Source organism: Clostridium amazonense, assembly GCF_056431285.1.
In genome coordinates, this window is record NZ_JBWKMH010000024.1 from 319,388 (window position 1) to 345,922 (window position 26,535).

Sequence of the window (26,535 nt, forward strand, 5' to 3'; positions counted from 1 at the left end):
TGTTGTATATTATACCGAATATAATTCTTAGATATATATAGGTTTACATGCCCATTCATATCTTGTTTCATTAAAATGATATATTCCAATCTCCACTTCATAAAGTTCATTTTTCTTATTCATACTACAACTAAATTTTGTTTGATTATAACCATACATTTCATTAATTACACAAATGGTATAGTTCTCAATATCTTCTTCTAATTGATTAAATGTAATTTTTTCTCTCTTATTTTCTTTGCAATAATAAATATGAGAAAAATCAAAATCAACACCTGATAATAAAATATATGCTTCACCTGTCTTCTCAAGTTCTTTTTTATTTACTATGTAAAAACCATCAGTAAATTTTAAAATGATATCACCATCCATTTTATATGATGCAGATGAATTTTGTTGCATTGAAGTAATTACTGAGTCGTGTAAACTAACTGGTAAATTTATATTTTCCTTAATAAATTGTGCCATATTTATACCTCCATTGTAATATAAAAAATATCCAAGCTTCATTACATTATATTTTATTATCTAAATATTTAAAAACCTACTATAGTTTAGTGAATCTAATGTAATATTGCTTACTTGCACTTTTCTACAAATTCAATTGGATGTTGAATAATTTTTGAAGTTTCTTCTATAGAATAACCTTCACTAAGATACCGTCTTGCTATCACTGTCATAGACTCTCCTATTTCAATAATGTGATAATCTGGATCATAAATACGAACAACTCTTTGTTGCCATTCATGTTTCTTTGGTTGATGTACATATTCTATTTTTTCATAATTATGAATCCTTTGTATAAATTCATCAAAATCATCTACTTCAAAATATAATTCCATATTATTAGATTTCTCTATAACAGAATTACCAGGTAAATCTGTTAGCCATGCAAAATCCTCTTGTATTGCAAATCCACCACTAAATGTTACATTACGACCTAAATCAAGAATAACGTTTTGATTAAAAAGTTCTTTATAGAACTTTTTAGAAATATTAACATCTTTTACTGCCAATAATGCTAATTTGAATTCCATATAAATACCTCCATTAATTTATTATTATATAAAAACTCATTTATAACTCCTATTTATTTGTATTTCTAATAAACATATTTTTACTTAAGACTATTTTAATATCACCAATAAATTATAATATATTTTGTAACTAACTATTTTCTAATTCTTCAACAAATAAAAACTTTACTTGAGGTATTGATTTGTCTTCATTATCTTCATCAATTTTAATTATCTTTCCTCCCATTTTTTTATAAAACTGTTGGGCTGAAAAATTATGTTTATTACATGAAACAATAAACTCTGTTATTCCTTGATTTTTTAATTCATTTTTAGCAAATTTAAATATTTGTGAACCTATTCCCTTACCTTGATACTCTTTTAATAAATATAGTAACCCTATATCATGAGTGTATTTATCAAAAGATCTCATAATTCTACCACAACTAACATATCCAATAATTCTTGAATTATTTAAAACAATGAATAATCTCTGTGATTGTTTTTTTATTATATTCTTAAATTTATTTTCATTTAACTCAATATCATATTTATCTATTTTTTCATTTGGATAAATTCCTCTATAAGTAGTTTCCCATACATTTCTTTTTAATATGGCTAACTGTGCACAGTCTTCATATGTTGCAATACGAATTTCTATTTCTATCACCTCTTAAATTAAGTATTTATTACTTTTATCTATACTTCTAATTTTAACTTTTTTAAGACTTGAAATTTTTTTAAATAAAGCCTAATATCTTGCCTATTGTAGTAATTTAATATTATTTTATTTTTCAATTGAAACTTGCAAATTACCTAAAAGATAAATTTAATTTTATACTTATAAAATACAGCCTTTATACCAAGTCGGAACAGGATTTTGCATATTATCATACCACTGAAGAACTTCTTTTGCTTGATTTATCATATTATTAATTTCATTTTTTCCAAATTGCATTGCCCAAGATATAGATGATATAGTATTGTTTGAAATATATAATGCAAGCAACTTCCAGAAATCCATTGGTACATTTTCATCAAAATAGCCATTTACCATACCTGAAGCGAAAAGTGGTGATTTTTGTGCACTCCAAACAATTCGATCAAACTCCTGCCATGGATCACCAAAATCAGCTCTATCAAAATCAATGATTTGCAAATTTCCATAATTATCAATCATCATATTTCCAACATGGTAATCACCATGCTGATAACATTGTGGACGACTATTTAACAAATAGCGATTTTTATTTATATAGTCAATAAAAAATTGTCCATTTTCATATTTTATCGGACACTCTTTATACATTTGAATTTTCCGCTCAATTTTACGATTAAATTGTATCTCCCATTTTTCATGTGTATCAGGAATTTTAATAGTATGGATTTTCTTTAGTATTTGACCAGCCTGAACTCCATAGTCATATTGATCTTTATCAGTTAACATGATAATAACTTCTTCAAAATTCTTTCCTTCAATCCAACTTTGTAAGCAGTATACGCCTTCGTCACAAGTACCAAACGTAATTGGATTACACATAGGCACACCAAGAGCTTCCACACACTTCATAAATTCAAATTCAACACTTTTACGTTCCTTTTGTTCTATTTTTGAAATACGTAACAAATATTTTTTATCATTCTCTGTTGTAACACAATATTTTTTATCATCTGACCATCCTTCTAAAATTTGTACCTTTGTTTTAAAATCATATATAAACATGCCTGCTCATCTCCCTCTAAAATCCTCAAAAGTTGTGTAATCCTTTAACTATACATTAAACTAGATTAATTATAATTTCTTCTTAACTTTTAGTAAAATTTTATCATATTTACTATATTATTTCATTAAGTTCCTATACACAATTATTAAAATTTTAAAGAACATTATTTAAAGATATATCTAATGATAAAAACATAATATAAAATACCGTAAATTCATTTCTGAATATTACGGTATCTCTACTAATTTAACATTTAATTATAGTTTTAACTATTTTTTATAAAACAAAGTGTACTCAAGCTCTTTTGTTTCTTCATCAAATTTACTATCTAATACTTTGAAATTGTTTTTATAATAAAAATTTAATGCTTTTTCATTTTTATTATAAACATCCAATGTAATATTTTCATATTTAGATTTGATGTAGTCTATTAATTTATTACCTATTCCTTCTCTTTGATATTCTTTCTTTATAAAAATACCTGCAATATATCCATTTTCAATAACACCTATAAATCCTTTTATAGTATTACATTCCTTAAAAACATAAATATCAGAACTAGGCAGTAACTTTTTAACCAATGGAACTTTATCAATCCAATATTCTTTTGGTATAAAACTATGAGCATCTATATTAGTTTCAAGCCAAATTTTCATTAATTCATCTAATTGTTCTATTTTAAATTTTGTTATCATTTTATTCTCTCCACTTTCCTAAAATATTTACACTAGGACTTATAGAGACTCATAAAATTCCCTCCTTTTATAATATGCTTATTGATACATATCATTTTATATTTAGCAATTCCAATTTATTTTTGCTGGATTCGGCTCGTCTTTTATAGCAATTTTGCATAATGCTTCTTTCATCTTCCTACACTCTATTGCTGCAATTTCATCATAAACTTCTGGCTTTTCATTAACTCCAAGAGATGAATATGCTATTGCTGCTGCCCCATAAAACGCAAGTCCTAAACAACTAGTTATATTATTAATTGTTATAGTTGTTGCACCAATTGCTCTAGCTGCAGCTTGTGCAGCTGGATTTCCTTCTACTTCCCTTGCTGCTATTTGAGCTTCCTTAATAATTTTCTTTGCTTGTACTAATTTTATATTTCCATCTAAACATTCCTTACATGCATCTAATGCATTTTTTAAACGAAAATCTTCTGGATAATCTTTTTCATAAATAGGTAAAATATGCTCTCTTGCATATTCATTACACCACTTTACAATAGTATCTTTACTTTGTGTTTCTATTAACCTCATAAGAGAAACAATATATGTTGAATCTGCTTTTCCAAGCATCTTTCTTAATTTTGCCATAATAAATTCCTTTCACTGAACATATAGGGTTCCAATCTCAAATTCAAAGTAATCTCTTTATCAAATGATACTACTAAAATTACATGCTATTTCTATTTTTATATTGGAACCAAGTAAGAAGTAAGCGTGAAAAGTTAAGGTAGTTATTACTCACTTTTTTCCTAATATCTAAAAATAGACGTACATAAAAACTTTTTTTTAACTAATATTATCAATTAATAACAAATAACTTTATAATCTAAATTATTACTCCTTCAAAGTGATCCATTTCATGTTGAATAATTTGTGCAGTAAATCCAGTAAATACTTGTTTTTGCTTTTTAAAATTTCTATCTAGATATTCTACTTCTATTAATTCATATCTTTTTGCTTTTCTAACTCCAACTAAAGACAAGCAGCTTTCCTCTGTCTCATACATTTTATCCTTCCTCAATATAACAGGGTTCACCATTGGTACAATAACATTTCCCATAACAAATACCAATATACGTTTCTTCACTCCAATCATATTTGCAGCCATACCAACACAATACTCTAAATTTGCTCTTAAAGTATCTATTAAATCATCAATCACATTTGCATCATTCTTCACTGCATCCTCTGACTTTTGTCCTAAAAATAATACATCTCTCACAACTGTCTTTATCATAAATAATCCATCCTTCTTAAATTTCTCATTAATTACTACTCTCTTAATTTTAAACTTATTATAACATAAGCCAATGACAGTTTTAATATCATTGGCTTATGTTTAATTTATCTCAAATAAACTTCATCATATGTTACTTTTTACAACTCAAAATATAACTTCTATAAAACTATATCTTGAGTTCCTATTTTTGTAATTTTTTCATTTTCAATCTTAATAGCAAATCCATCTTCTATTTCCCATTTACAATCACATAAAATTCCTATTGTTGAATTAGTATCCCTATCAAAAAGTATTGATGTTGGTTTTAAAAACTTATCAATATTTTCTATAGTAATAGGTAATAAATCTTTACTATTAGAGATTTTTTCTGATATATATGATGAATTTTTTTTAACATATTCAATCACTGCATTCAATGTACTTTCATCTAAATGCTTTATATTATCTAAAAACCATCTATATGAATTTCTTTGAGTTTCTATAATACTATCTCCACTATATGCATTTGCTATAATTTCAACTTCTATTTTTTGACCTAAAATATTTATGATTTGTTTTTTTCTCCATCCGTACTCATATGTCATTTCTCCAAAAACTTTATCATGAACTATCTCTATCATAAAACAACCTCAACTTTCTATAATTCTTTTTTCTTTTCAGAAATACCACCTGCATGAGGTATATTATTATGAACCTCTGATGGTACTTTATCCATAGTTGTACAGTCTTTTCTCTCATGCCATGTATATCCATTTTCTTTACGCCACTGTTTTACTTCTCCAGGTGTACAACCTCTTTTTTTAGCTTCTGCCTCATCTGCTTGCATAAAGTTTTTCTGTCTATCAGTAGTAAAATCTTCTATTTCTACAGTTGCTCTTGATATAGGTGAAAAATCTGGTTCGCCATCCTTAAATATAATTTTATCAATATCATATTTATCAAGTATTTCTCCCCAAGGCTTCCCTTCTTCATTAGCTTTACCTGGAACTTTATCAGATTCTGGATACCACTCTGAATTTCCTCTTTCATCACTCCAGGTGCCATTTTTATTGCCCTCTGAATCCCTTTCTTTAGGAAGAAAACTGTTTGTTTGTATTTCTTTAGCTATAGGTTTATCTAATTCCTCTATATCTGTTATTTTATAGTTCATATTTTTAGATAATTCATATAAACCACTTTCTTTTATAGGAATTTCAACTAGCTTAATCAACGCATTCATCATATTTAGAAACCCCCTCTTAAATCATTAACCCATCCTGTATAAATTTCTAAATTTTCTTCACTATCTCTAGAAATATTCTTTAATAGACATTGAGTAACTGTTAATTTCATTTCATCATTAAGTTCAACTGAGACCTCATCCAAAACCTTGTTAATTTTACTGTTTAGTTCTCCATAATTTTTAGATCTATAAGCAATATTCTTAATTAGAGATTTTCCATTAATTATTTCCGATACAATTTCTGCTAAAACCTCAAAATTACTATTATCCCATACTTTTAAATAACCATATTCCTTATACTCATTTATAAGTTTATTTATAGCTATTTTGTTTTTTGTTGTTATTGATACTCCATTAAGTAAAAATTCCAAAGAATCTATATCTATTTCTATTTTTTCATTTACTCTATTTTTTAATAAAAGTTTTAATATTAAAGAAGTATATTCTTTATCCATTTTTTTTGATTCTTCTACATCACCTGAATAAACATATTCTTTTTCTTTTCCATCAAACTTACTAACTTTACATAAAACTGGCTCTACCCAATCATTTTGATATACTACAGCAACACCTTTAGGTAATTTTGCAATTTCATCTAATTGCTCGTCTTTTAATCCTGCTGATTTTCCTGCTAATCTTCTATCAGTCTCATCTGGAAGTCTCATTATTATTTTAGTATTAGTGTTTCTAATAGCTGATACATCTACTGCATTAGGTGATTGATCTGCTATTATAAAGCCTTCTCCATAAGTTCTCATTTCAGCTATAGCATTTGATATCATCTCAACAGATTTTCCAGTCAAACTAGGACTTTCAGGATTTTGTTCACCAGATGATTTTTTAAGAATATTATGTGCCTCCTCAAGTACAGTTACATGTTTTAATGGTACATTCATACCTTCTGCACAACACATTCTATGTTCATTAAGTCTCATTACAAGTATTCCCATAATAAGAGATTTTGTTTCAAGTGATCCTATTCTACTTAAATCAACAATAACATTATTATCAAACAATTCCTTATCCCCAACTTCATTAGGAGAAAATATTTTCCCATTTAATCCATTAGTTAATGATTTTACTCTTGTAACTAGTGAACCAATATAATTACTCTTTAATTCTTGTGAATAAGCAGAGTTTTCAATTACATTTTCAAGCTCAACTAACAAATCTTGAAATGTAGGAAATAAATTATCTGAATACATATTCTTAGATTCTACTAAATCCCATCCACTTACCTCATAAGCTTTTATTACAGCTTCTTTTAATATTGCCGGCATAGCTGCATACATTGGCCAACATACATTAAATATCTCTATTAATCTGTCTATATGCTCCAAAACATGTATTCCTTCTGGGAATTTAAATGGATTTATTCTAAGTAACTGAGTTAATTTAGGATTAGTACCTAACACCTTAGCGCCTTTTCTTCTTCCAAATACATTTTTGTATTCACCTTTAGTTGGTTCAATAATCAAATAATTAATTCCTAAAACATCAAGTTGATCTAATATTTCATATACAGTATTTGATTTTCCAGAGCCTGTTGAACCACTTATAAAAGTATGCATTGACAGGCTTTTTACATCTAATAAAACTCTATTGCTACATTCAGCCCCCATATTAAATACGTTCCCTAAATTTATACAATTATTAGATTTTTCATTATATCTTACAATCTCTTTTCCAAAATCAGCATGTTCAATAACTGGAAAACCACATACTGATTTTCTAGGTAATCCCATATGAATTGCAAGTTCATTTCCACTAACAAGAGCTGTTGGATTTACAGGAATTTGTATACTTCCGTTATTATACTTAAACATAGGATGTATAAAATTAGTTATATAATCTTTTAACAATCTAGTTTTTTCTTTGTACGTTTTATTCCATGAATTTATTGCCGAAACTTCTATTCCTGAATTTTCACCTCTCATAAGTGCTTTATAAGTAGATGCTGCAATTTCTGAAGCATGAGAATTTTCAGATAAAAAGTATGCTGCACATTCCCACATTCCTAAGCTTTCAAATTCATTTAATCTATCTAATTGATTATCTATTCTTTCTAAACAATTTATTATAGATTTATTTTGAATAGTCAATTGAAGATTTTCATTTGATCCTGTTGTAATGCCTTTAGTTTCAGTATTTCCTGTGCTTGTAGATTTATTTGTTCCAAATGTTTCTCCAGTAGTTTCAGAATAATTTTTTGTTTTAGATGTTGTATAAGAATCAGAATCTGTTACGCTTCTATGAGTAGCACTAGTGACTACACTACTAACTACACCTCCAATTACTCCTCCAATTGCTCCCCCAACTATAGTTCCTGCTCCTGGAATTACAGATCCAAGAACCGCACCCGCAACTGCCAATGATGTTCCTAATGTTTTTCCAGCTACACTTCCTGCTGTTTCTTTAGATTCTGAAAAACTTTTTGACTTGCTAGTACTAGTTCCAGTAGACGAAGTTTTTGACATATTATTACTGTGATTTTCTCCTACTGAAGTACTTTCTGTATATGCATTAGAAATATTGCTAGAATTATTTGAACCATAACTAACTTGCATATTAGCAAAAGGTGATATAGTTGTATAAATATTTTCATATCCTTTTCTAATATCGAGTAGCTGTTCTTGAGTTGTTGTATTTGCAATAATTACTCCTGTATATTTTTCTCCTTGCATTGCTAAAGCAAGTTTTTCTAGTCCTTGTATAAAAAACTTATTTTCATTTTTTTCTTTTTCTTTACTATTAGCAACACCAGATACAGCTGATATACTATTTCCTTGTATTTTTTTTAATAAACTTTTCATCTCATCATCTAATAGATTTGTTGTCTTTATACCAGGAAACTGACCTTTTATAGAATTCTGTAAAGTATCATAGCATGTTTTAGTACTATTTTCTGAATTAGTAGACCTAATTCCCATATAAAAGTCCGTTTTTTCTCCATCACTATCAATTATTATAAATAACGCACTTTGTGTAGTAGCTACTGCGTTAAATACACTAGCAAATTTATATGTAGAATACTCATCTTGTTGATATACCATTTCATTAATTTTAAACAATCTTACATTTTGTGATATGTTATTTTTAAGTATCTCATTATTTAAAGGTATTACATCCATCTCCCTTAATTTAGTGATGTAGTTTTTTAAAACTACATCATCTACTACATTAAAGGCTAAATTGAATTTTTCTTGCAAACTATTATATTGTGGAGTAATATTACTACTTTCATAATTTTTTTTCATAATTTCATTCAAAATTTTCACCTCTTATCTTATGTTATTTATTATTGTTAATAAGCATTACGCCTCCTGCAACTGCAAGAGCTGCTCCTCCTGCAACTAATACTACTTTTTCTAAAGCAATACCAGCTATAGCTAGGCCAACTCCACCAATAACAACAGATGTTGATATTGATTTAGTACCTATTACTTTTATATTTTCTTGTCCTGAGGTATTTTGAGCCTTATTATTTACTCTATCTGCATAAACAAATTGACATACTTTTTTTAAATGTTCTATACGTTCTTTTGAAAAATTGTACATTAAATTATTAAGTTGTGTATTCATATAATTCTTAGTCCACTCTGATTTTTCTGTTTGTAAAACTTCATTATCATGTTCTTCAAATAAATCACTTATACTATTTTTTGCATATGAAATACGTTCATTAAATTCTTTAAATGTTGGATCCATTACTAAACTATCCTTAATCATAACTCTAACTAAGTTTAAATTCTCATTTTTAACTGCTTCTATAAATTCTTTTGTTTGTGTCATTTCTTTTCCTCCTAAATTTCACTTATACTTCTAAAATTTCTTTTACTTTATTTTGAATATTTTCAAGCCAAGATAATTTATCTTTACTTTCCTTAAGTGCTTCTTCAATTGATTTTCTATCAGTAGCATATTTTTCAAGTTCATTTAATTTATCTTTTAAAATTTTATCTATTTCATCAAATTGTTTTATAAAATATTTTTTAACTTCTCTACTTTGTTTTTTAGCATATTCTATTGCACTTTTGTTGTTGTCAATTAAACTTGCTTGAATAGGTGCAAAGAATTGATTACATAGTTTTGATCCATCTACATACTCTACATTTTCAAAAACATCTCTATAATGCCCAGAATCTTGAAGCCAAGTCCAAGGTTTATACCATTTTTTATCAGTATTTTCAACCCATTCCTCTCCAACTTTAACCCTTTCTGTTGATGTTAAATTATTTATAAGCTCTTTATCTTTTTCAAGTGTAGATATATCTCCCTGAACCAATGCAAATGCATCTATTTTTATATCACTTAAATTCAATTCTGAAGTTAACGATGATATCCTTTTGGAATATTCATCCATTAAAGCCTTAACATTCATTTGAACATCATTGGTTATTATATCTTGAAGTTTAACTTTGATTTCAGCTTGTAAATTTCTACAGAATGTTGAATATTCTTTTAATCTATCTTCTGCATGTAACTTAGTTATTTTTTCATCAGCTTTTTCTTGTATATTAGTAATTCTATTTTGAGCTTCTTTTGTTATTTCTCTAGCTAAAGAAGTTATTTCTTTATCAAAATTAATCTTATCTATTTTATCTCTAAATTTTTTACCCTCTTCACCACTATTTATCTTCTCTTTAATACTATTTATTTGTTGTAATATTTCTTTATGTTTATCTTCATTAGCTGCAATCTCTTGCTTAGATTTCTCAAAAGATTCTGCTGTTTGAAGCTTCTTATCAAAAGTATCTACAATATTCTTTATCTTTGCAGTTTTTGCATATTTTTCAACATACATATTTATATATTCTTCAATAGACCTTATTCCTGTATGTATTAATGCCTCGTCATACTTATTTCCTTCATCTATAGTCATTGCTAATTCATTTGAAATTTTACCTTTTATACTAGGAGTAAGTGGCGCATACTTTTCTAAATGTTTTTCTTCATTCCTTATTAATTTTCTCATTTCAAAATTTATTTCATACTCTAAATCTTCATCTGTTTTGTCACCATATTTTAAATAGTGTCTTATATCCAATGCTGGAAGTGCTGCTGCTGGAAATATATTAGGGTTTCTTATGCCTTTATCTTCTAAATATTTCTTAACCTTTTCTATAGATTCTTCTACGCTATCTTCACCTTTTCTAAAAGTATCAATTTTATTTACAACAAATATAAATCTATCCTTTGATTGCTTTCCTCCTATTTTCATACTTTCAGCTACATTATTTAATAAACTATTGTCATCATCAACTGCCAATTGTGTTGCATTAAGAACATATAATACTAATGTTTTTGATGATTCTGAAAGCATACGATATGTAGTGGCTTTATGGTTTTCATCTCTTGAATTATTTGGACCTGGAGTATCAACAAGAACTAATGACATATCATCTGATGATACAAAAGGAATATCTCCCTCAATATCAATAACTGAAACACTTTCATCAGAATTTAACTTTTGCATTATTTCATAAGATAGCTCTGGTTGAACTTCTATTAAACTTAAATTTTTATCATAAACTCTTGCTATAAAATTTTCATCATCTGTATCTTTTATTCTTGATATAGTAGCTGTACAAGACTCATTTTTAGATGGCATTATTTTTTTAGATAACAATGCATTAATTAATGTTGATTTTCCTGCACTCATAGTTGCAACAACATTAACTTCAAATTCACTCTTAGTTGCAAGTTCAAATGCCTTTATTACATCCTTTTGCTTTAATTCTTCAAAAGGTCCATCTTGAATTTCTTCAAAAATCTCAGTTATAAGTGCTTCTTTATCACTTACTTCTTTAGCTCTAATATAATTACATTCAATGTTTATTCCACTTTTCCTTGCTTCTTCAATGCTTAAATTTAAATCTTCATAATCAAGTAATGTTCCATGGAATGTTATATCAAAATCTTTTGTGTTACATTCTTCAACTAGTAAATTAGGTAGTTCCTCAACCCATTCTTGAAATCTTTTATCCTCAAAATTTAATTCGCTATTACTTGCTACTGCTTGTCCATCAATTGTGATCTCCGTTTCTACCTTATACGGATTGTGCTTAATAAAAATTTCTCTCATAATTAGTCTTCTCCTTTTGTAATTAATTGTTCTAAATTTATAATTCCTGTTTTATATAAACAATCTAAAATCTTATTTGAATCATATTGTTCAAATGATATAAATTCATTTTTTATCATATTACAATCACACTTTTTATCATAAAATTTTGATAAATCATATTCTGATTTACTAAATTTTCTAAGTAACATACTACAATCTAGTTCTTCATCATCATTTAATTTCTCATTATTTAATAATTTTTTAAATAATCCTGCTGCATATGCTGAAGTTGGACATATTGTTATATATTTAAATCCAATATTTTTAAGGTCTTTTCTTAATTCTTCTATGCTTTCTTCAATAGAATCATCTTTTAATCTAAAAGTATCTAGTTTATTTAATACAAATATTATTTTTTTATCTTTAATTATTTCACATATATTTTTTAAATGCTTCATATCATCTTCTGTACCTATATTATTAGCATTAATAACATAAACTACTTTATTATAATTCATATTGTTAAGTGCATTTATGGTTACATCTGCGTGATCTTTATTTAATGATGAGTTAACCCCTGGAGTATCAATTAAACAAATTCTATTTTCACATCTATTAGTTAAATTCATATATGTACATATATTAGAATGCTCCCTTTGTGATTTAATATTTATTATGTTGTTATCATATACTATTTCACCATTTGAACTTTTCTTTGTTATTAATTCATCTTCAAATAATTTATTGAAAAATAAACTTGCGGTATCAGTACATGCTTCATTTCTTGTTTGAGCTAAATTTTTACCAATAATAGTATTTACTAAAGTGGATTTACCTGCACTCATTGTTGCTGTTATTAAGATATTGTTGACAGGTTTATTAATAAAGTTTTTATTTCTTTTCCAAATTTCAATTTGCTTTTCTGCTAGTTTAAATTCTCTCTTACTTAACTTATCATTGTATAATACTTCATATAATTCTTCTAATGCTAAATGATACCTAGAACTAAATAAAGTTTTAAATTCATCTATAATTTTTCTTCCTAATTGTGGATTATTAAAAGCATTAATAAACAGACAATCACATATAAACACAAATCTATAAGTAAAAATTTTAAATTTTTTAATCCTAAAATTACAGGTGCTTTTTACTTTCCTTCTCCATTCTTTATCATTAATATTATTATCATAACTTTTATCATTGTTTAAAAAGTGTTTACTAAATTGCTTTAATACAGTTTCAGTATTGACTTCAGTTTTTGAATATTTATTAATAAAATATCCTAATGCATTTATATAATCTTCTCTATAATTAATTTTTGTATATTTCATAGGATGATTTTTTAAATCTAATGATGTATAAAAAAATATATCTCTTTTCATTTTACTTCTCCATTTCTAATTTCATTGTAACTATTTAACTATTATTATTTTTTTATAATAGTATTTCTTCTATATTCACTATTATAATAAATCATTTGGACATTTAATGTCCAAATAGAAAATTTTATATTTTTATTATACATATTATTTCTATTTTTAACATATACCCTCTTCAAGGACCATTTCAATTTCCCCAATTCTTTAATTTCATTTAAGTTTTCTAAAATATTTATTAATTTCAAAAATATGTCTAGCATTATTTTTTCATCCAATTGATATTTGGACTTAATTATTTATTTTAATATTTTGCAATTATAATTATACTATAAAAATTTATTTTTTTTAATTATCTTCTCTTTAATATATCAACTTAACAAAAAAACATTAACCACTTTAATTAAGTAAGTTAATGCTCCTTTCTCTATTCTAGATCTAATGTTAGATACATATACTTTCCATCTTCTATAATTTCTTTTTCTTTAACTTTTATCTGCTTTTTAAAAATTGGGCCATCTATAACTACAGTATGGAATTCTCCAGCTTCACCACATGGATCAATTCCACGGTTTTCTAGTTCTTTCATGTAATCAAAAGTTAGTATTCTCCCAAGGTCTTCTTTCTTCATTCCTTGTTTTGTATCTATTGTTATAATTTTAGTTATAAACCCTAAAGAAATAAATTCCTCAACTACTTCTCTATGATTCATTTTCCAAAGAGGAATACCAAGTTCAAGTCCTACATTATGTACAATCCTTTCATGCCAACAGTCCTTTTCTGGAACATCAATATCACCAGTTACAAGAACTTCTGCACCTAGTTTTTTTACTTCTTTTAATATTTCTACAAATACTTTCTCATAATTTTCCCAATTTGCATTACCTGAAAAAACAGGTAGTCCTATTGCTTCTCCTTGAGCTTTTAATATATCTAAAAATAAACTATGCGCTCTAGATTTTTCCCCATCTTCCTCCATCATTACAATAATCCCTAAAGCTTCTCCCTTTTTCATAGCTTTATATAACGCTAATGTGCTATCTTTTCCTCCACTATATGAAGCTATGAATTTTTTATTTTCTGCACCATCAATCCAATTTTTCATTACTATCACTACTCCTAATTAAATAAATTTCCAAGTATATCTTTTAATTATTTCTACTATTAATCATCTATATCAATAACCTTAATATCTATCTTTTCCCTAGATTATATATTAATTCTACTTTTTATCAAACATTTACCTTACTTTTCAATTTCATAAGTTCTTATGTAATTATACAAGATAAAAATAACTTTAAAAATACATTTTGTATAATAAAAGTAAAAAGAACTTCATCATATTTGACTTAGTTCTTTATATTATTCAGTATATAAATTTTAATAAATATCATAGTATTTTACTTTTAAATTAAACCTACTTAATTATTTCTAATAATTCATTTAATGATTTAATCTCAATGAACTCATCATTGTTAATATTTGTATTCTTTTTTCGATTTATGAAAACTGGAGTGAATCCAAAATTCTTAGCACCAAGAATATCAGCCTGAAAGTTATCTCCAATGAAATAAACATCATTCGTTTCTATGCTTTTATTTTTCTCTTTAATATCATCAAATACAATTTTAAACAAGTCTTTATGTGGCTTTCTTATATTATAATCTGCACTAAAATATACATTAACAAAATACTTTTCTAAATCGTATTGATTAATAATTTTTCTCATTATATTCTTTTTAAATATGGAATTACTTAATAAGTAAACTGGAATTTCTAAAAGCTTAAGCTGTTCCAAAACTAAAATAGTATCTTCATATAGCTCAGCAATATTCATTTTAAGTGCACAATTTAATACAATTTCTTCTAATGAATAATCTACTTTAAAACCATACTTATTTTTAAAATCTAAAAGTTCATCTTCAAATGCTAATTCTGAATTGTCTTCACTTCTTTTATCATAAAGTTCTTTCCAATATGTAGATGCATAGTGTAGAAACTCAACTTTATCAGTATCTTTTGTTAAAATATTTTCATGTAAATAACATAACCCTGAATCAAAATCAAATTTAATATCCTTAAGTAAGGTATCAAATAAATCAAAAACAATAGCTTTTGCTTTCACCATAATCCCCTCCATAAATCACACATTTATACCCTATATTCATTTAGTTTATTATACCATATGTCATAAATAGTAAATATAATAGAAAGAATTTCTTAATTACACTGTAAGTTTTATACTTAGAAAAATAAAATTTTGTATATAATAAAAATAGATAATTGCAAATATATATAATTCACAACTATCTACTTCTAATCATATTCAATAATAAATTTATTTTTCCCCTTTTCCTTTGCTTCATATAACAAATTATCTACTTCATCATAATTTTCAATGTATGTCTTATCTAAGAAAAATCTTTTACAACCAACACTTATACTAATCTTAGGATTAATATCTATAGAGTTAATTTTTTCAAATATACTTTTCAATACTATTTCTGGTGAAGTCTTACTAATATCTATCAAACCAGCAAACTCATCTCCACCTATTCTGAAAAACATACATCTATTTTCTTCCTTAAGGATTTCTCCTATAATAGATAAATATTCATCGCCTTTATTATGACCATAGTTATTATTTAAATTTCTTAAATCATCTAAATCTATTAATATAAGATATGTATTATTATTTTTGTTTAAATAAATTTTATTTATTTCAATTTTAAATCTTCGTCTATTAAATATTTTTGTTAATTCATCTAGTTCAGACTTTTCTATAGCTTTCATCTCATCCGTAATATCCCTAGCTATACCTAATATTCCTCCATCAATTTTTTCTTTAGAAACTCTAAAAATTCGATTTCCCTTAGTTTCAATTCTATCATAATATCCTTGTTCTAAAGCAATTTTATCTCCCAATTTCCACTCATAGTATAATTTCTCATCTAAAAAATTTTCATTCAGTAAATCTAAATCTGTTTTCCCAATAATTTTGTCTTTATCCCTATTTAAAAAATTCTCACCTGCATTATTTAAGTATGTGTATATAAAATTAGAATCCTTAAAAAACATAACATCTTTTGATTTATCAACTAATTCATTAAAAAAATTTAATTTTTTATAAGTATCTAATTCTTCTTCAAACCATTTTATTGCTCTTATCTTTTCATTAACTGAGAAATAAAAGCAGAAGGCAATACAAAATCTATCTATTAACATAATCTTTGTAGTTGAAATAGCATCACTTGAATAAAAATATGTATGGTTAGAATTTAATAATAAAATAATTAAGCTAATTATTGTAAAAGTGCTCATTAATAGAATATTTCTATTAACTAATAATTTTTTAACAATTTCTAAACTCACAAATTTGTTAAAATTTAATATTAAAATTAATCCTATAAATCTTGATACACCAAATGATAGCACATATGTATTATAAGACATAATAACATCACTCATACTTTTTTCTAATAATAAGCTAAATATACCAACACATATATCTCTAATAAAAATCAACATAAAAATATTGGTAATAATAATGCTATATATCTCACCTAATTTATTTCTAAAATTTACTTTGTAAATAATCATATATTCAATAAATAAAGTTAAATATACAATTGGTGTATATACTTTATGAACTATCATTATCATAGAGATAATTGATATAGTTATAATTAAAATTTCAGATACTTTTTTACTTTTCAAATTTAATATACTGTAACTATAGTCCATTAAGGCCCTATTAAATAAATAAATAGCTAAAAAAGTTATTAAGTATATACTAGTTATATTATCACCTACTTCTTATAAGTTACTCTTTTAAAATCTTCAGATTAAAAACCATATTTGCTTGCTCATAAATTGTTTTTTACATATTATTAGAACCTATTATAATTTTAATTTTATTAAATTCTTATGATGAAATTTATTTCATAAAGTATTTTATTATCTATATAATTCTTTGTCAATGTACTGTTCTTATATTATTTTAAATTAGAATTTGCAAAAATTATGTTTTATTTTAAAATCATAACATAAATTGAGTATTCGTTCTATAACAACAATATTAAGATTTATCAACAACACTTTTAATATTATTTTATATTTAACAGTTTCATGTTAACTTAAATAAATTAATTTAATATATCAGTATAAATATCTTAGAATTTTCAAACATTAAAAATAAGTATATTAGTAATTATAATAATATGAGGTGGAAATATGTGTACAGCTTTAAGTATAAAATCTAATGAAAACAAATATTTTTTTGGACGGAATATGGATTTAGCTTATAATTTTAATCAATCAGCTATGATTATTCCAAGAAATTATAAATTCAAAGATACAATTACAGGCAATGTAATGACTAATAATCATGCAATTATTGGAATGGGTACTATTATTGATAATCATCCCGTAATAGCTGATGGAATGAATGAACACGGTTTAGCTTGTGCAGGATTAAATTTTGCAGGTTATGCTTATTTTGAAAAAGATCCTGTAGTTGATAAAGTTAATATTGCACCCTATGACTTTGTGCAATGGGTGTTGTCAAATCATGAGACTGTAGATGAAGTTAAAGTTACAATTAAAAATTTAGAATTAGTAAATAGACCAATAAATGAAAAAACACCAGTACCAACACTTCATTGGATGATTGTTGATAAAAACGGTAAATCTATAGTGGTTGAAAAAACTAAAAATAGCTTTTCAATTCATGATAATACTGTTGGAGTTATGACTAATAATCCTACATTTGATTGGCACTTAACAAATTTAAACGAGTATTTATATTTAACTCCTGATTATCCAAAAGAAACTACTTGGAGTAACCAAGAATTAAAAGCTTTAGGCATAGGAGCTGGTACTTTAGGAATGCCTGGAGATTTTGCTTCTGTTTCAAGATTTGTAAGAATTGCTTATATTAGATCTAAAATGCCGTCTATTGATAATGATATATTGGCTATTACTCAATTTTTTCACATGCTAGATTATGTAAAAATGGTAAAAGGTGGTGTAATTACAGAGGATGGTTTAGAAGACCTAACTACATACTCTTCTTGTATGAATCAAAATAATGGAGTTTATTACTACAAAACATATGATAATAATAGAATAAATGCTATTGATATTAATAAAGAAAATTTAAACGCAGAAGAAATTAAGATATTTGAATATTTAACATCACAAGATATCAACTATCAAAATTAATACATAATCATCATAACTTAAATAGGGCAGGTATATATTATTAAATATACTTGTCCTAGTAAAAGTTAATTTTATCTTACTACAAATTAGACTATAGATTACTTAATGTCATAACATAGATTTGACAAGGGTTCCATTCATCCCAAAGTGAAGGAAAACATTCAAATTCCTTAAATCCAAGTTTTTTATAAAATGCTATTGTTCTATCATATTCTTCATAGCACCCCTCTTTTACTGTTTTAACTTGCATATATAAATATCCTTGCTCTTTAGCATAATTATAACAAGCATCAAATAACTTCACACCAATTTTATTTCTATGAAACTCTTTCAATACTCCTAAAACGTAAAGTTCAACAGTATAAGGACTTGTCTCTTTTAGTACAATAAATCCCCTCACCTTATCATCTTCAATATCTGCCCAAAAGTTCATATCTTTACTACAATAAATATATTCTTCAGTGCTTTCTGGTAATCCAAACCATTCAGGCAAATTATATAATATATCTCTTGCTATTTTTTCTTTTTTATCTCTATCTTTAATAATATATATCATGATATTCCCCTATTCTAATTGCTATTTTATATTAAATGAAAATCTAAAATTTATTATAGGTAAGGATGACTAAATTTATTTATATTTTGGGTATTCTGGCAACAAATCAATTAACTTTATTATTTTTCCTTCCTTATCAAGTAGCATTTCAATATTATCTGAGTTATTTCCAAGATGCATCATAAATTCTCTACATGCACCACAAGAAGGTATCACCTTTCCATCCTTATATACAGAAACAATCTTATCTACCTCATTTTCTCCATTAGTTAACATTGTTGATAATGCATTTCTCTCCGCACACATTCCTAATGAACCATTTGTATCAATGCAAATACCTACATAAATATTTCCTTTTTTAGTTAAAATCGCTGAGGCCACACTACCAACCCACATAGTTTTTGATACTTCATGAGGATTTAGTGCATTCACAGCCTCTTTATAAAGTTTTTCCCATATTTGTTCCATATTACATTCTCCTTAATCTCTAATTTGTTACAGCGCTCAGTATTAATTTCATATACTTATAATACCATATATTGTAATTATTAGTTGTAAATACTTTTTATTTTTAATATTTTACTTGTAATATAATTGAATTTTTAGCATAAAATTTCTGTAGCATGTTATTATAATAATATGAGAAAGGAGGTTATTAAATGGAATTAATACTTGGTATATTTTTTATTGTTATTGGTATAATAATGTTATTAAACCCTAAAATTATGTGGAAAATTTCAGATTCATGGAAAACAAAAACTAAAGCTGAACCAAGCAAATTCTATATAACACTTATACGAATTGCTGGCTGTATATTAATTGTAGCTGGCATTTTTGTAACTTTACAAAGGTAATACAAATTTAAAGATAAAAGCCCAGTAAAGAATGTCTTACTGGACTTTTGTTATATCTTGTAATTTAAATATATCTATCTTTATATAATACCTTTGCCTTTTCTGTATGCTTCTTTATAAAATCCGTTTTACTATCTGTATAAGCATCACGATTATGTTCATATTTCTTCCACAATTCTAATTTTAATTTTTCATACTCTTTTGCAACATCAATATTATTCATAAGGTAATCTCTAAAATAAAGTTCATCATTATCACCAACACATCTCAAATGCAAATGAAATACTCTATCTGCAAAACCATCAATAGTATACCCTCTATTAAAAGATATTCTATCATCACTCTCTGACATGCATGTATACCCATTTCTAATTATGATACTTTTTATCTCCTTAATGTTACATTTAGACTTTAATTCTACCATAATATCAACAGTTGGTTTCGCCCAAATAGTTTTAATTGATGTACTTCCAATATGACTTATACGTGCTATTAAATTCATAGGAAGAACTGTTCTTAATCTCTTTTCTTCTTCTTTATACCAATCTTGCCATTCATCATTATGCTCTGTAAGCTTAATGGGAAACAACTCCCAAAGTTCCTCCAATGTCATTCCGTCAAGTGTTTTCTTCATTCTAATCACCTTTCAAATATAAATTTTTTTACTTTTATGTTATAAGCACTTAATATCTATAATTATAAATTATTTCATCTTTCACTTTTGGCTCTTTTGCACCAATACTTCTATACAATGCACAAGCCGCTTTATTACTTATGTTTGTTGGAATCCAAATTTTCATTGATTCATTCAACTTTCCATCTTCAATAATTTTCTCTATTATTCTTTTTGCAATTCCCATTCTTCTAAAGCAATTTAATGTACCTATTTCATATAGACAAATCATATTTTTCATAGTATCGATCCGTCGTTGAACATAAGCAATGGCATAGGAACTTACCTTTTCATCTATAATTGCAACATAAAACCAATTATCTTCATTTTTTAAGAACTCTTTTATAGCCTCCTCATTAAAACAACATATATCTTCTTCAGCTTTAACATTAACAATTGCATCTTTAATATATTCTATTTCATTAATCCCACATCTAAAAATTTTTACAGACATGTTGTGTTTTCCTCCAATAATTAATATTAAATTTGATTTATTTTTTTATGATTTTCTTGCCAAATATAAAATTATTGTGTCATAAAGCTTTATATTATTTCCAAAACTTATAATAGCATCCTTAATGCCTGAATAAAATTTTGATTTATATGGCTCCCTCAAAGTTATATGAGAAGCATGTGTACTTATCCATGAAACATACTCATCAGCATTAAGCTCTCTTACCTTATAATATTTGTTACACTTAATATCACTAAATCCATAATTTTTAATGTTATTATAATTTAACTTACATGTATATTCTGTTTCTGGATGAAAATATTTGTCATATACTTCTTGTATCTTTGAATATAAAAGTTCATTGCCACTTTTTTCATCTGTTTTAGTTAACATCATTGCAAATGTTCCATTGCTTTTTAATATATTATAAACTTTATTAAAACCAATTTCTTCTGGTATCCACTGAATTGTAGCAGCTGAATAAACTAAATCGAATTGCTCATTTTCAAAATTATATGTTTCAAAATCACCATTTACAATTTGAAAATTATCATATGAACTAAATTTAGTTTTTGTATACATTGCAAGGTTTTCACCAAGTTCAATTGCCAAATATGAACAACCTGTTTTAAGTATTGGTTCAGTAGCTTGACCTGTTCCAGGACCAATTTCAAGAACTGTTTTATCAGATTCTAACCTTGAATATTCTATAAGATCGTTAAAAAGTTCCCTACAATAACGTGTTCTCCATTTATCAAATTCTTTTGGAATACTGTCAAAAACCTTTCTAAAATCCATAATCTCCCCCCTTAATTATATATCAAATAAAGCTCGCACTATATATATAATATTTTAAAATTTCAGAAAATATTATATTAAATACTTATAGATTAGTTAAATTTCTAATTACTAGACAAAAAGACACCATCTAACTCCAAACTTGTCAATAAAATCTGTACACAATGGACTAAACTCACAAGGCCCTAATGGAAATAGGATTTTACTCTCCTCTTTAAGCACCTCATAAGCCTGTTTGACCATATTCTTATTTTCTTGGTCATAATGTAACCAGAGATGCATTGTGTTACCTATAATAATTTTGTCATTATCATCATTTGCCTCATCTACGGCTAAGGTATGTCCACAAATATCAAGTTCTGAATGGTAAAACGTATCATCAGAGTTTTTTACATTAAATCCTAAAGTAGCATTAAAAGCTTTTAAATACAGTTTCACAGCCTCTCCACTACCTTTTACATAAACTTGCATCATTGATCTTTTCATAATGTACCTCCTTTGCCTTATTTTTTACTTTTTTAAACAATTATATAAACTAATTATTACTACTTATATATTTCTATATAAAAACTTTTCTTCCTTGCTTTTATTATTTAATATGCAAAAAAGCCTCTAAAAATAAATACTTTTCAAAGGCTTTTTATCATTCATTTTTAATATTATATTTTTCTCTATTCTATCAAATGAATAATAATTTATATCTTCATGTTTTCTAATTTCTTATATGACCCATCTTTACTCATCAATTGGCTATGAGTACCTTCATCTACAAGCTTTCCATCTTGTAAAACAACAATCTTGTCACAATGTTTGATTGTATCAAGTTTATGTGCAATAACTAAAACTGTTTTGTTTTTTGTTACATAACTCAGTGCTTCTTGAACTAGATTTTCATTCTCAATATCTAATGCTGATGTAACTTCATCAAGTAGCACAATAGGTGCATCTTTAATAATTGCTCTAGCTATAGAAATTCTTTGTTTCTCTCCTCCAGATAAAAGTTTTCCGTTTTCACCAATATAAGTATCATAACCATTAGGTAATTCCATAATAAAATCATGGCAATTAGCAAGTTTTGCAGCATCAATTACTTCTTTATCTGTGGAATTCTTATTTCCAAGTCTTATATTTTCCATTATAGTATTATCAAAAAGTAATACATCTTGAAAAACTACCGAATAATATTTAAGTAAAACTTCTGCATCCATATCTGCTATTTTCTGATTACCTAAATATATGTTTCCACTTGATACATCATAAAATCTAGCTGATAATTTTAGTAAGGTTGATTTTCCTGAGCCTGATGGTCCTACTAATGCAGTCTTTTCACCTTCTTTAGCCGTAAAACTAACATTATCAATAACCTTAGAATCACTATATCCAAAGGAAACCTTATCAAAAGTAATATCAAATTTACTATTATTAAACTTTGTTACTCCATCAAATATTTTTTCACTTTTTATATCGTTTATCCTCTTTGTTAAGATATCTGTAGAAAAAACTTCAGTTAATGAATTCATTAAACCATATATAGGATCATATACTAAGCCAGCTGAAAATAAAAATATAATATAAGTATATAAATTCACTTCACCTTTTAATAATAAATCACTTCCTATTATTATAACTGTTGCTATACCTAATTTTAGTATCATTTGTGCTGAGCCTAAAATCGTAGCTGAAAATAACTCACTCTTTTTTTGGCTGTTTTCAAAATTGTTAAGTTGATTCTTCAAATTTTCTTTATATTCATCCTCCAAGGAAAATGACTTGATTTCTTTAATCATTTCCAATGTGGCTTGAATTTCATTAGAACAATCTAGCTTATCCTTTTTAAACTGATTTCCAAGTCCATTTTGTATTTTTCTTGATAAAAGTACCACTAAAAATGCAATAGGAATAACCCAAAATAATGCTAGTGCTAGTTTGACATTAAATATAGCTAGTGCAATACATACAACAATTGTTGATATTATAGTACCATAGGCTTGAGGTATAACATGAGCTAAAGCATGTTCAATTCCTGAAGTATCTGTCATAATAGCAGTAGTTATATCTGCTATATCTCTTTTAGCAAAGAATGATAATGGGAGTTTTCTCAAAAATTCTGCAATATCTATTCTTCTATTTGCACTTTCTCTATAAATATCAATATAAGTTTTTGTGTATTCTATATATGAAAGTATAAACATTATAAGTATAGCAATTATTGAAAATACTATATATTTTTGAATTGGTATATAACTTGTATTTTTATTTGAAATTATTGCCGACATATTAAATAGTAAATAGGTACATATACCAACAGGAATCATTTTAGCAATGTTAGAAAGTGCATTAAATAAGACTCCTTCTTTTATTAATTTTGCTTCATTATTAGATAAATAATATCCGTTTTTTAATTTGTTGAACATACTATAACCTCCAATCTGTTGAACCTACATATTGATTCCACATTTTTGCATACTGATTTCCATCTTTTATTAGAGTATTATGATTTCCCTTTTCAACAATTTTTCCTTTATCCATAACAATAATTTCATCTACATCTTGTATTGTAGATAATCTGTGCGCAACTAAAATAACAGTTTTATTTTTTGAAATATCTTCAATGGCTTTCGTAATATAATATTCATTTTCTGCATCTGTTGCTGATGTTGCTTCATCAAATATAATTATAGGAGAGTCTTTAATAAACGCTCTTGCTAAAGCAATTCTCTGCCTTTCTCCTCCTGATAAATATACTCCTTTAGTTCCATAAACACTTTTAATACCAAATGGCAATTTCTCTATAATACTTTCACACTGAGCAATTTTAAGTGCTTTTTTTACTTCCATTTCTGATGCATCCTTTTTTCCTATACGTATATTGTCTAATATGCTCATTTCAAATAACTTACTATCTTGAAAAACAAAAGATACATTTTTCATTAACTCTTCATTTCTTATATTTTTAATATCTATATCACCTATAGTTATTTCTCCATCTTTTACCTCGAAAAATTTTCCTATTAATGAAATAATGGTACTTTTACCCGAACCAGACAACCCTACAAATGCAACTTTTGATTTTTCTTTAATCTTCAAGTCTATATTGTATAGTACTTTTCTTTCATGGCCTGGGTAAGAAAAGCTCACATTTTTAAACTTAATATCATGTTTCTCTGGAAAACTTACTCCTTCAACCTTATTCTTTGTGTTATTATAAATAATAGATTCTATTCTTATCAAAGCTTCTTTAGCTTGTATAAGATTCTCTCCAGTCATCATTAATCTCATCATTGTTGTGGATATCAATGGTGCAATTAATATGAAAAATATCAAGTTTAAAAATACTCCTACTTTATCTGAAGAAAAATTAAACACTATAATACCAATAACAATTAAAAAAATAAAGAAACTATTTAAAGCAATTATGAAAACCGTTTTAGGTAATCTACAATTTTTTGCATACTCTGCTACTAAATCTCTATAGTTTAGGATTGTATCATGAAACTTTTTAAAGCTAAATACAGTCTGCTGAAAAACTTTTATAATTGGAATTCCTCTAACATACTCAACAGCTTCTTTATTCATTTGCTCCTGAATGGTCATTATTTTTCCCATTGTAAACTTATTTTCTCCACCCATCATTTTATGAATGCAAAAGAAAGCAATAAGTAATGGAATGAAACAAACTATGCCCATCCTCCAATCATAAAAGAAAAAACTAATAACAATGACTATGGGCATAATTAAAGTTGCTGCAAAATCAGGCAATTTATGTGCCAAGAAATCCTCTGTTAACATAGTGTTTTCATCAATTGTCTTTCTCAACTCCCCTGTTGATTTCATTTCAAAATAACCAAGTGGCATATCAATAATATGATTGCAAGCTTTCATTTTTAAATTTTTTGCTACTCTAAATGCAGCAATGTGACCTAATGACAATGCAATAAAATACAATGTAACACTTATTATGGATGTTAATACAGCTATTTTTCCATATCTAATAATTTGATCTGATTGATTATTCAATATGAAATATTTTATGATATTGTAAATACATACAAATGGAACAATTGATAAAGCAGAACTTATACCTGATAACACACATGAAACAATTGTAAGCCACTTGTAACCTTCTGCATACTTCAATAAACTATTTTTTCTATTCATTATGCTTCACCTTCATTCTTCAACACTTGAAGTATAGACTTTGTATCAATTTTTGTATCAAAGGTAGTTATTTTATTCTTATCTATCATTAAAGTTTCTGTGCATGTTTCCATCAAAAATTCATAATCATGTGTAATTACAATAACAATTTTCCCACTCTTTTGAAGTTCCTTAAGTCTATCTGATACCAAATGCATACTGTCAGCATCTAAGCCACTAGTAGGCTGATCAAATATAAATGCTTCCTTATTTAAAACCTCTGCTGCAGCTATAGTAAGTCTTTGCTTTTGTCCACCTGATAATGTTAAAGAATGACGATTTTTCATATTAGGAAGCTTATATTTTCTTAATAAATTCTCTGTATTTACATTACTTACGGTTAATTTTTTATTTTTCATTTTTTCCCCCTGATTTAATATTGCGATCTGTTAAGTTAA

General features: G+C 26.3%; 27 protein-coding genes. 2 read left to right on the forward strand and 25 right to left on the reverse strand.

Annotation, left to right across the window (positions count from 1 at the left end):
- Window positions 1-27: 27 nt before the first annotated feature.
- The 16 genes from AC07E4_RS10790 to AC07E4_RS10865 form a co-directional block, all read right to left on the reverse strand.
- A complete protein-coding gene (locus AC07E4_RS10790) occupies window positions 28-468 on the reverse strand; it encodes a hypothetical protein (protein WP_040328754.1) in 441 nt (146 codons plus the stop codon).
- Between the two features lie 110 nt (window positions 469-578).
- Entirely contained in the window at window positions 579-1,037 is a 459-nt protein-coding gene (locus tag AC07E4_RS10795; protein ID WP_040328753.1) for a glyoxalase/bleomycin resistance/dioxygenase family protein, read from the reverse strand.
- A 130-nt stretch (window positions 1,038-1,167) separates the two neighbouring features.
- A complete protein-coding gene (locus tag AC07E4_RS10800) occupies window positions 1,168-1,686 on the reverse strand; it encodes an N-acetyltransferase family protein (protein ID WP_478216377.1) in 519 nt (172 codons plus the stop codon).
- 171 nt (window positions 1,687-1,857) lie between these two features.
- The gene (locus AC07E4_RS10805; protein ID WP_040328751.1) at window positions 1,858-2,739 is read right to left on the reverse strand and encodes an aminoglycoside phosphotransferase family protein; all 882 of its coding nucleotides are present in this window, start codon (window positions 2,737-2,739) and stop codon (window positions 1,858-1,860) included.
- 270 nt (window positions 2,740-3,009) lie between these two features.
- Window positions 3,010-3,435, reverse strand: coding sequence for an N-acetyltransferase (locus AC07E4_RS10810; RefSeq protein ID WP_478216378.1), 426 nt, complete (start codon window positions 3,433-3,435; stop codon window positions 3,010-3,012).
- 102 nt (window positions 3,436-3,537) lie between these two features.
- On the reverse strand, window positions 3,538-4,065 hold the full coding sequence (locus tag AC07E4_RS10815; protein ID WP_478216379.1) for a putative immunity protein: 528 nt from the start codon (window positions 4,063-4,065) through the stop codon (window positions 3,538-3,540).
- Window positions 4,066-4,303: 238 nt separating this feature from the next.
- Window positions 4,304-4,714, reverse strand: coding sequence for a peptide deformylase (locus AC07E4_RS10820; protein WP_478216380.1), 411 nt, complete (start codon window positions 4,712-4,714; stop codon window positions 4,304-4,306).
- Between the two features lie 161 nt (window positions 4,715-4,875).
- Complete coding sequence (locus AC07E4_RS10825; protein ID WP_478216381.1) at window positions 4,876-5,337, reverse strand: DUF6985 domain-containing protein; 462 nt, start codon at window positions 5,335-5,337, stop codon at window positions 4,876-4,878.
- A gap of 17 nt (window positions 5,338-5,354) precedes the next feature.
- A complete protein-coding gene (locus tag AC07E4_RS10830; protein ID WP_478216382.1) occupies window positions 5,355-5,939 on the reverse strand; it encodes an HNH endonuclease in 585 nt (194 codons plus the stop codon).
- 2 nt (window positions 5,940-5,941) lie between these two features.
- Window positions 5,942-9,208: an ATP-binding protein gene (locus AC07E4_RS10835; RefSeq protein WP_478216383.1), complete on the reverse strand. Its 3,267-nt coding sequence runs from the start codon at window positions 9,206-9,208 to the stop codon at window positions 5,942-5,944.
- A 22-nt stretch (window positions 9,209-9,230) separates the two neighbouring features.
- Window positions 9,231-9,731 carry a hypothetical protein gene (locus tag AC07E4_RS10840; protein ID WP_478216384.1) on the reverse strand — a complete coding sequence of 167 codons (501 nt, stop codon included), beginning with the start codon at window positions 9,729-9,731 and terminating at the stop codon, window positions 9,231-9,233.
- A gap of 22 nt (window positions 9,732-9,753) precedes the next feature.
- Window positions 9,754-12,024: a dynamin family protein gene (locus AC07E4_RS10845; protein ID WP_478216385.1), complete on the reverse strand. Its 2,271-nt coding sequence runs from the start codon at window positions 12,022-12,024 to the stop codon at window positions 9,754-9,756.
- A 2-nt stretch (window positions 12,025-12,026) separates the two neighbouring features.
- Window positions 12,027-13,388 (reverse strand): dynamin family protein, encoded by a 1,362-nt coding sequence (locus tag AC07E4_RS10850; protein ID WP_478216386.1) that lies wholly within the window; start codon window positions 13,386-13,388, stop codon window positions 12,027-12,029.
- 421 nt (window positions 13,389-13,809) lie between these two features.
- Window positions 13,810-14,487, reverse strand: coding sequence for a Dph6-related ATP pyrophosphatase (locus tag AC07E4_RS10855; protein ID WP_478216387.1), 678 nt, complete (start codon window positions 14,485-14,487; stop codon window positions 13,810-13,812).
- Between the two features lie 312 nt (window positions 14,488-14,799).
- Window positions 14,800-15,510 (reverse strand): HAD family hydrolase, encoded by a 711-nt coding sequence (locus tag AC07E4_RS10860; protein WP_430829345.1) that lies wholly within the window; start codon window positions 15,508-15,510, stop codon window positions 14,800-14,802.
- A gap of 188 nt (window positions 15,511-15,698) precedes the next feature.
- Window positions 15,699-17,126, reverse strand: coding sequence for a diguanylate cyclase (locus tag AC07E4_RS10865; protein WP_478216388.1), 1,428 nt, complete (start codon window positions 17,124-17,126; stop codon window positions 15,699-15,701).
- Between the two features lie 489 nt (window positions 17,127-17,615).
- Between AC07E4_RS10865 and bsh the strand changes: the two genes are divergently transcribed.
- Window positions 17,616-18,605: a choloylglycine hydrolase gene (gene bsh / locus AC07E4_RS10870; protein ID WP_478216389.1), complete on the forward strand. Its 990-nt coding sequence runs from the start codon at window positions 17,616-17,618 to the stop codon at window positions 18,603-18,605.
- Window positions 18,606-18,696: 91 nt separating this feature from the next.
- Here the strand turns inward: bsh and AC07E4_RS10875 are convergent, their stop codons facing one another.
- A complete protein-coding gene (locus AC07E4_RS10875) occupies window positions 18,697-19,161 on the reverse strand; it encodes a GNAT family N-acetyltransferase (RefSeq protein ID WP_478216390.1) in 465 nt (154 codons plus the stop codon).
- Between the two features lie 75 nt (window positions 19,162-19,236).
- A complete protein-coding gene (locus tag AC07E4_RS10880) occupies window positions 19,237-19,629 on the reverse strand; it encodes a cytidine deaminase family protein (RefSeq protein ID WP_430829349.1) in 393 nt (130 codons plus the stop codon).
- Between the two features lie 191 nt (window positions 19,630-19,820).
- Here AC07E4_RS10880 and AC07E4_RS10885 point away from each other — a divergent pair, with 191 nt between their 5' ends.
- Window positions 19,821-20,015 carry a DUF6199 family natural product biosynthesis protein gene (locus tag AC07E4_RS10885; RefSeq protein ID WP_040328739.1) on the forward strand — a complete coding sequence of 65 codons (195 nt, stop codon included), beginning with the start codon at window positions 19,821-19,823 and terminating at the stop codon, window positions 20,013-20,015.
- Between the two features lie 64 nt (window positions 20,016-20,079).
- On the opposite strand, the gene AC07E4_RS10890 is transcribed toward AC07E4_RS10885, so the two are convergent.
- The 7 genes from AC07E4_RS10890 to AC07E4_RS10920 all read right to left on the reverse strand — a co-directional run bounded on the left by AC07E4_RS10890 (window position 20,080) and on the right by AC07E4_RS10920 (window position 26,496).
- Window positions 20,080-20,649 carry a GrpB family protein gene (locus AC07E4_RS10890; protein WP_478216391.1) on the reverse strand — a complete coding sequence of 190 codons (570 nt, stop codon included), beginning with the start codon at window positions 20,647-20,649 and terminating at the stop codon, window positions 20,080-20,082.
- Window positions 20,650-20,698: 49 nt separating this feature from the next.
- Window positions 20,699-21,142 carry a GNAT family N-acetyltransferase gene (locus tag AC07E4_RS10895; protein ID WP_040328736.1) on the reverse strand — a complete coding sequence of 148 codons (444 nt, stop codon included), beginning with the start codon at window positions 21,140-21,142 and terminating at the stop codon, window positions 20,699-20,701.
- A gap of 45 nt (window positions 21,143-21,187) precedes the next feature.
- Complete coding sequence (locus tag AC07E4_RS10900) at window positions 21,188-21,940, reverse strand: class I SAM-dependent methyltransferase (protein ID WP_478216392.1); 753 nt, start codon at window positions 21,938-21,940, stop codon at window positions 21,188-21,190.
- 111 nt (window positions 21,941-22,051) lie between these two features.
- On the reverse strand, window positions 22,052-22,426 hold the full coding sequence (locus AC07E4_RS10905; protein ID WP_478216393.1) for a VOC family protein: 375 nt from the start codon (window positions 22,424-22,426) through the stop codon (window positions 22,052-22,054).
- Between the two features lie 209 nt (window positions 22,427-22,635).
- Window positions 22,636-24,354, reverse strand: a complete 1,719-nt coding sequence (locus AC07E4_RS10910; protein ID WP_478216394.1) for an ABC transporter ATP-binding protein — start codon at window positions 24,352-24,354, stop codon at window positions 22,636-22,638.
- Window position 24,355: 1 nt separating this feature from the next.
- A complete protein-coding gene (locus AC07E4_RS10915) occupies window positions 24,356-26,098 on the reverse strand; it encodes an ABC transporter ATP-binding protein (protein WP_040328729.1) in 1,743 nt (580 codons plus the stop codon).
- Window positions 26,098-26,496 (reverse strand): ATP-binding cassette domain-containing protein, encoded by a 399-nt coding sequence (locus AC07E4_RS10920; RefSeq protein WP_478216395.1) that lies wholly within the window; start codon window positions 26,494-26,496, stop codon window positions 26,098-26,100. The genes AC07E4_RS10915 and AC07E4_RS10920 overlap by 1 nt, the downstream gene beginning before the upstream one ends.
- Window positions 26,497-26,535 lie beyond the last annotated feature (39 nt).

Coding starts and splice junctions, on each gene's coding strand:
- AC07E4_RS10900 (WP_478216392.1), bottom strand. CDS start 21,940: ATGGATTTTAGAAAGGTTTTTGACAGTATTCCAAAAGAATTTGATAAA.
- AC07E4_RS10820 (WP_478216380.1), bottom strand. CDS start 4,714: ATGATAAAGACAGTTGTGAGAGATGTATTATTTTTAGGACAAAAGTCA.
- AC07E4_RS10880 (WP_430829349.1), bottom strand. CDS start 19,629: ATGGAACAAATATGGGAAAAACTTTATAAAGAGGCTGTGAATGCACTA.
- bsh (WP_478216389.1), top strand. CDS start 17,616: ATGTGTACAGCTTTAAGTATAAAATCTAATGAAAACAAATATTTTTTT.
- AC07E4_RS10860 (WP_430829345.1), bottom strand. CDS start 15,510: ATGGTGAAAGCAAAAGCTATTGTTTTTGATTTATTTGATACCTTACTT.
- AC07E4_RS10850 (WP_478216386.1), bottom strand. CDS start 13,388: ATGAAAAGAGATATATTTTTTTATACATCATTAGATTTAAAAAATCAT.
- AC07E4_RS10810 (WP_478216378.1), bottom strand. CDS start 3,435: ATGATAACAAAATTTAAAATAGAACAATTAGATGAATTAATGAAAATT.
- AC07E4_RS10890 (WP_478216391.1), bottom strand. CDS start 20,649: ATGAAGAAAACACTTGACGGAATGACATTGGAGGAACTTTGGGAGTTG.
- AC07E4_RS10830 (WP_478216382.1), bottom strand. CDS start 5,939: ATGATGAATGCGTTGATTAAGCTAGTTGAAATTCCTATAAAAGAAAGT.
- AC07E4_RS10895 (WP_040328736.1), bottom strand. CDS start 21,142: ATGTCTGTAAAAATTTTTAGATGTGGGATTAATGAAATAGAATATATT.
- AC07E4_RS10920 (WP_478216395.1), bottom strand. CDS start 26,496: ATGAAAAATAAAAAATTAACCGTAAGTAATGTAAATACAGAGAATTTA.
- AC07E4_RS10905 (WP_478216393.1), bottom strand. CDS start 22,426: ATGAAAAGATCAATGATGCAAGTTTATGTAAAAGGTAGTGGAGAGGCT.
- AC07E4_RS10855 (WP_478216387.1), bottom strand. CDS start 14,487: ATGAAAAATTGGATTGATGGTGCAGAAAATAAAAAATTCATAGCTTCA.
- AC07E4_RS10845 (WP_478216385.1), bottom strand. CDS start 12,024: ATGAGAGAAATTTTTATTAAGCACAATCCGTATAAGGTAGAAACGGAG.
- AC07E4_RS10790 (WP_040328754.1), bottom strand. CDS start 468: ATGGCACAATTTATTAAGGAAAATATAAATTTACCAGTTAGTTTACAC.
- AC07E4_RS10910 (WP_478216394.1), bottom strand. CDS start 24,354: ATGTTCAACAAATTAAAAAACGGATATTATTTATCTAATAATGAAGCA.
- AC07E4_RS10805 (WP_040328751.1), bottom strand. CDS start 2,739: ATGTTTATATATGATTTTAAAACAAAGGTACAAATTTTAGAAGGATGG.
- AC07E4_RS10825 (WP_478216381.1), bottom strand. CDS start 5,337: ATGATAGAGATAGTTCATGATAAAGTTTTTGGAGAAATGACATATGAG.
- AC07E4_RS10795 (WP_040328753.1), bottom strand. CDS start 1,037: ATGGAATTCAAATTAGCATTATTGGCAGTAAAAGATGTTAATATTTCT.
- AC07E4_RS10885 (WP_040328739.1), top strand. CDS start 19,821: ATGGAATTAATACTTGGTATATTTTTTATTGTTATTGGTATAATAATG.
- AC07E4_RS10815 (WP_478216379.1), bottom strand. CDS start 4,065: ATGGCAAAATTAAGAAAGATGCTTGGAAAAGCAGATTCAACATATATT.
- AC07E4_RS10840 (WP_478216384.1), bottom strand. CDS start 9,731: ATGACACAAACAAAAGAATTTATAGAAGCAGTTAAAAATGAGAATTTA.
- AC07E4_RS10865 (WP_478216388.1), bottom strand. CDS start 17,126: ATGGACTATAGTTACAGTATATTAAATTTGAAAAGTAAAAAAGTATCT.
- AC07E4_RS10915 (WP_040328729.1), bottom strand. CDS start 26,098: ATGAATAGAAAAAATAGTTTATTGAAGTATGCAGAAGGTTACAAGTGG.
- AC07E4_RS10875 (WP_478216390.1), bottom strand. CDS start 19,161: ATGATATATATTATTAAAGATAGAGATAAAAAAGAAAAAATAGCAAGA.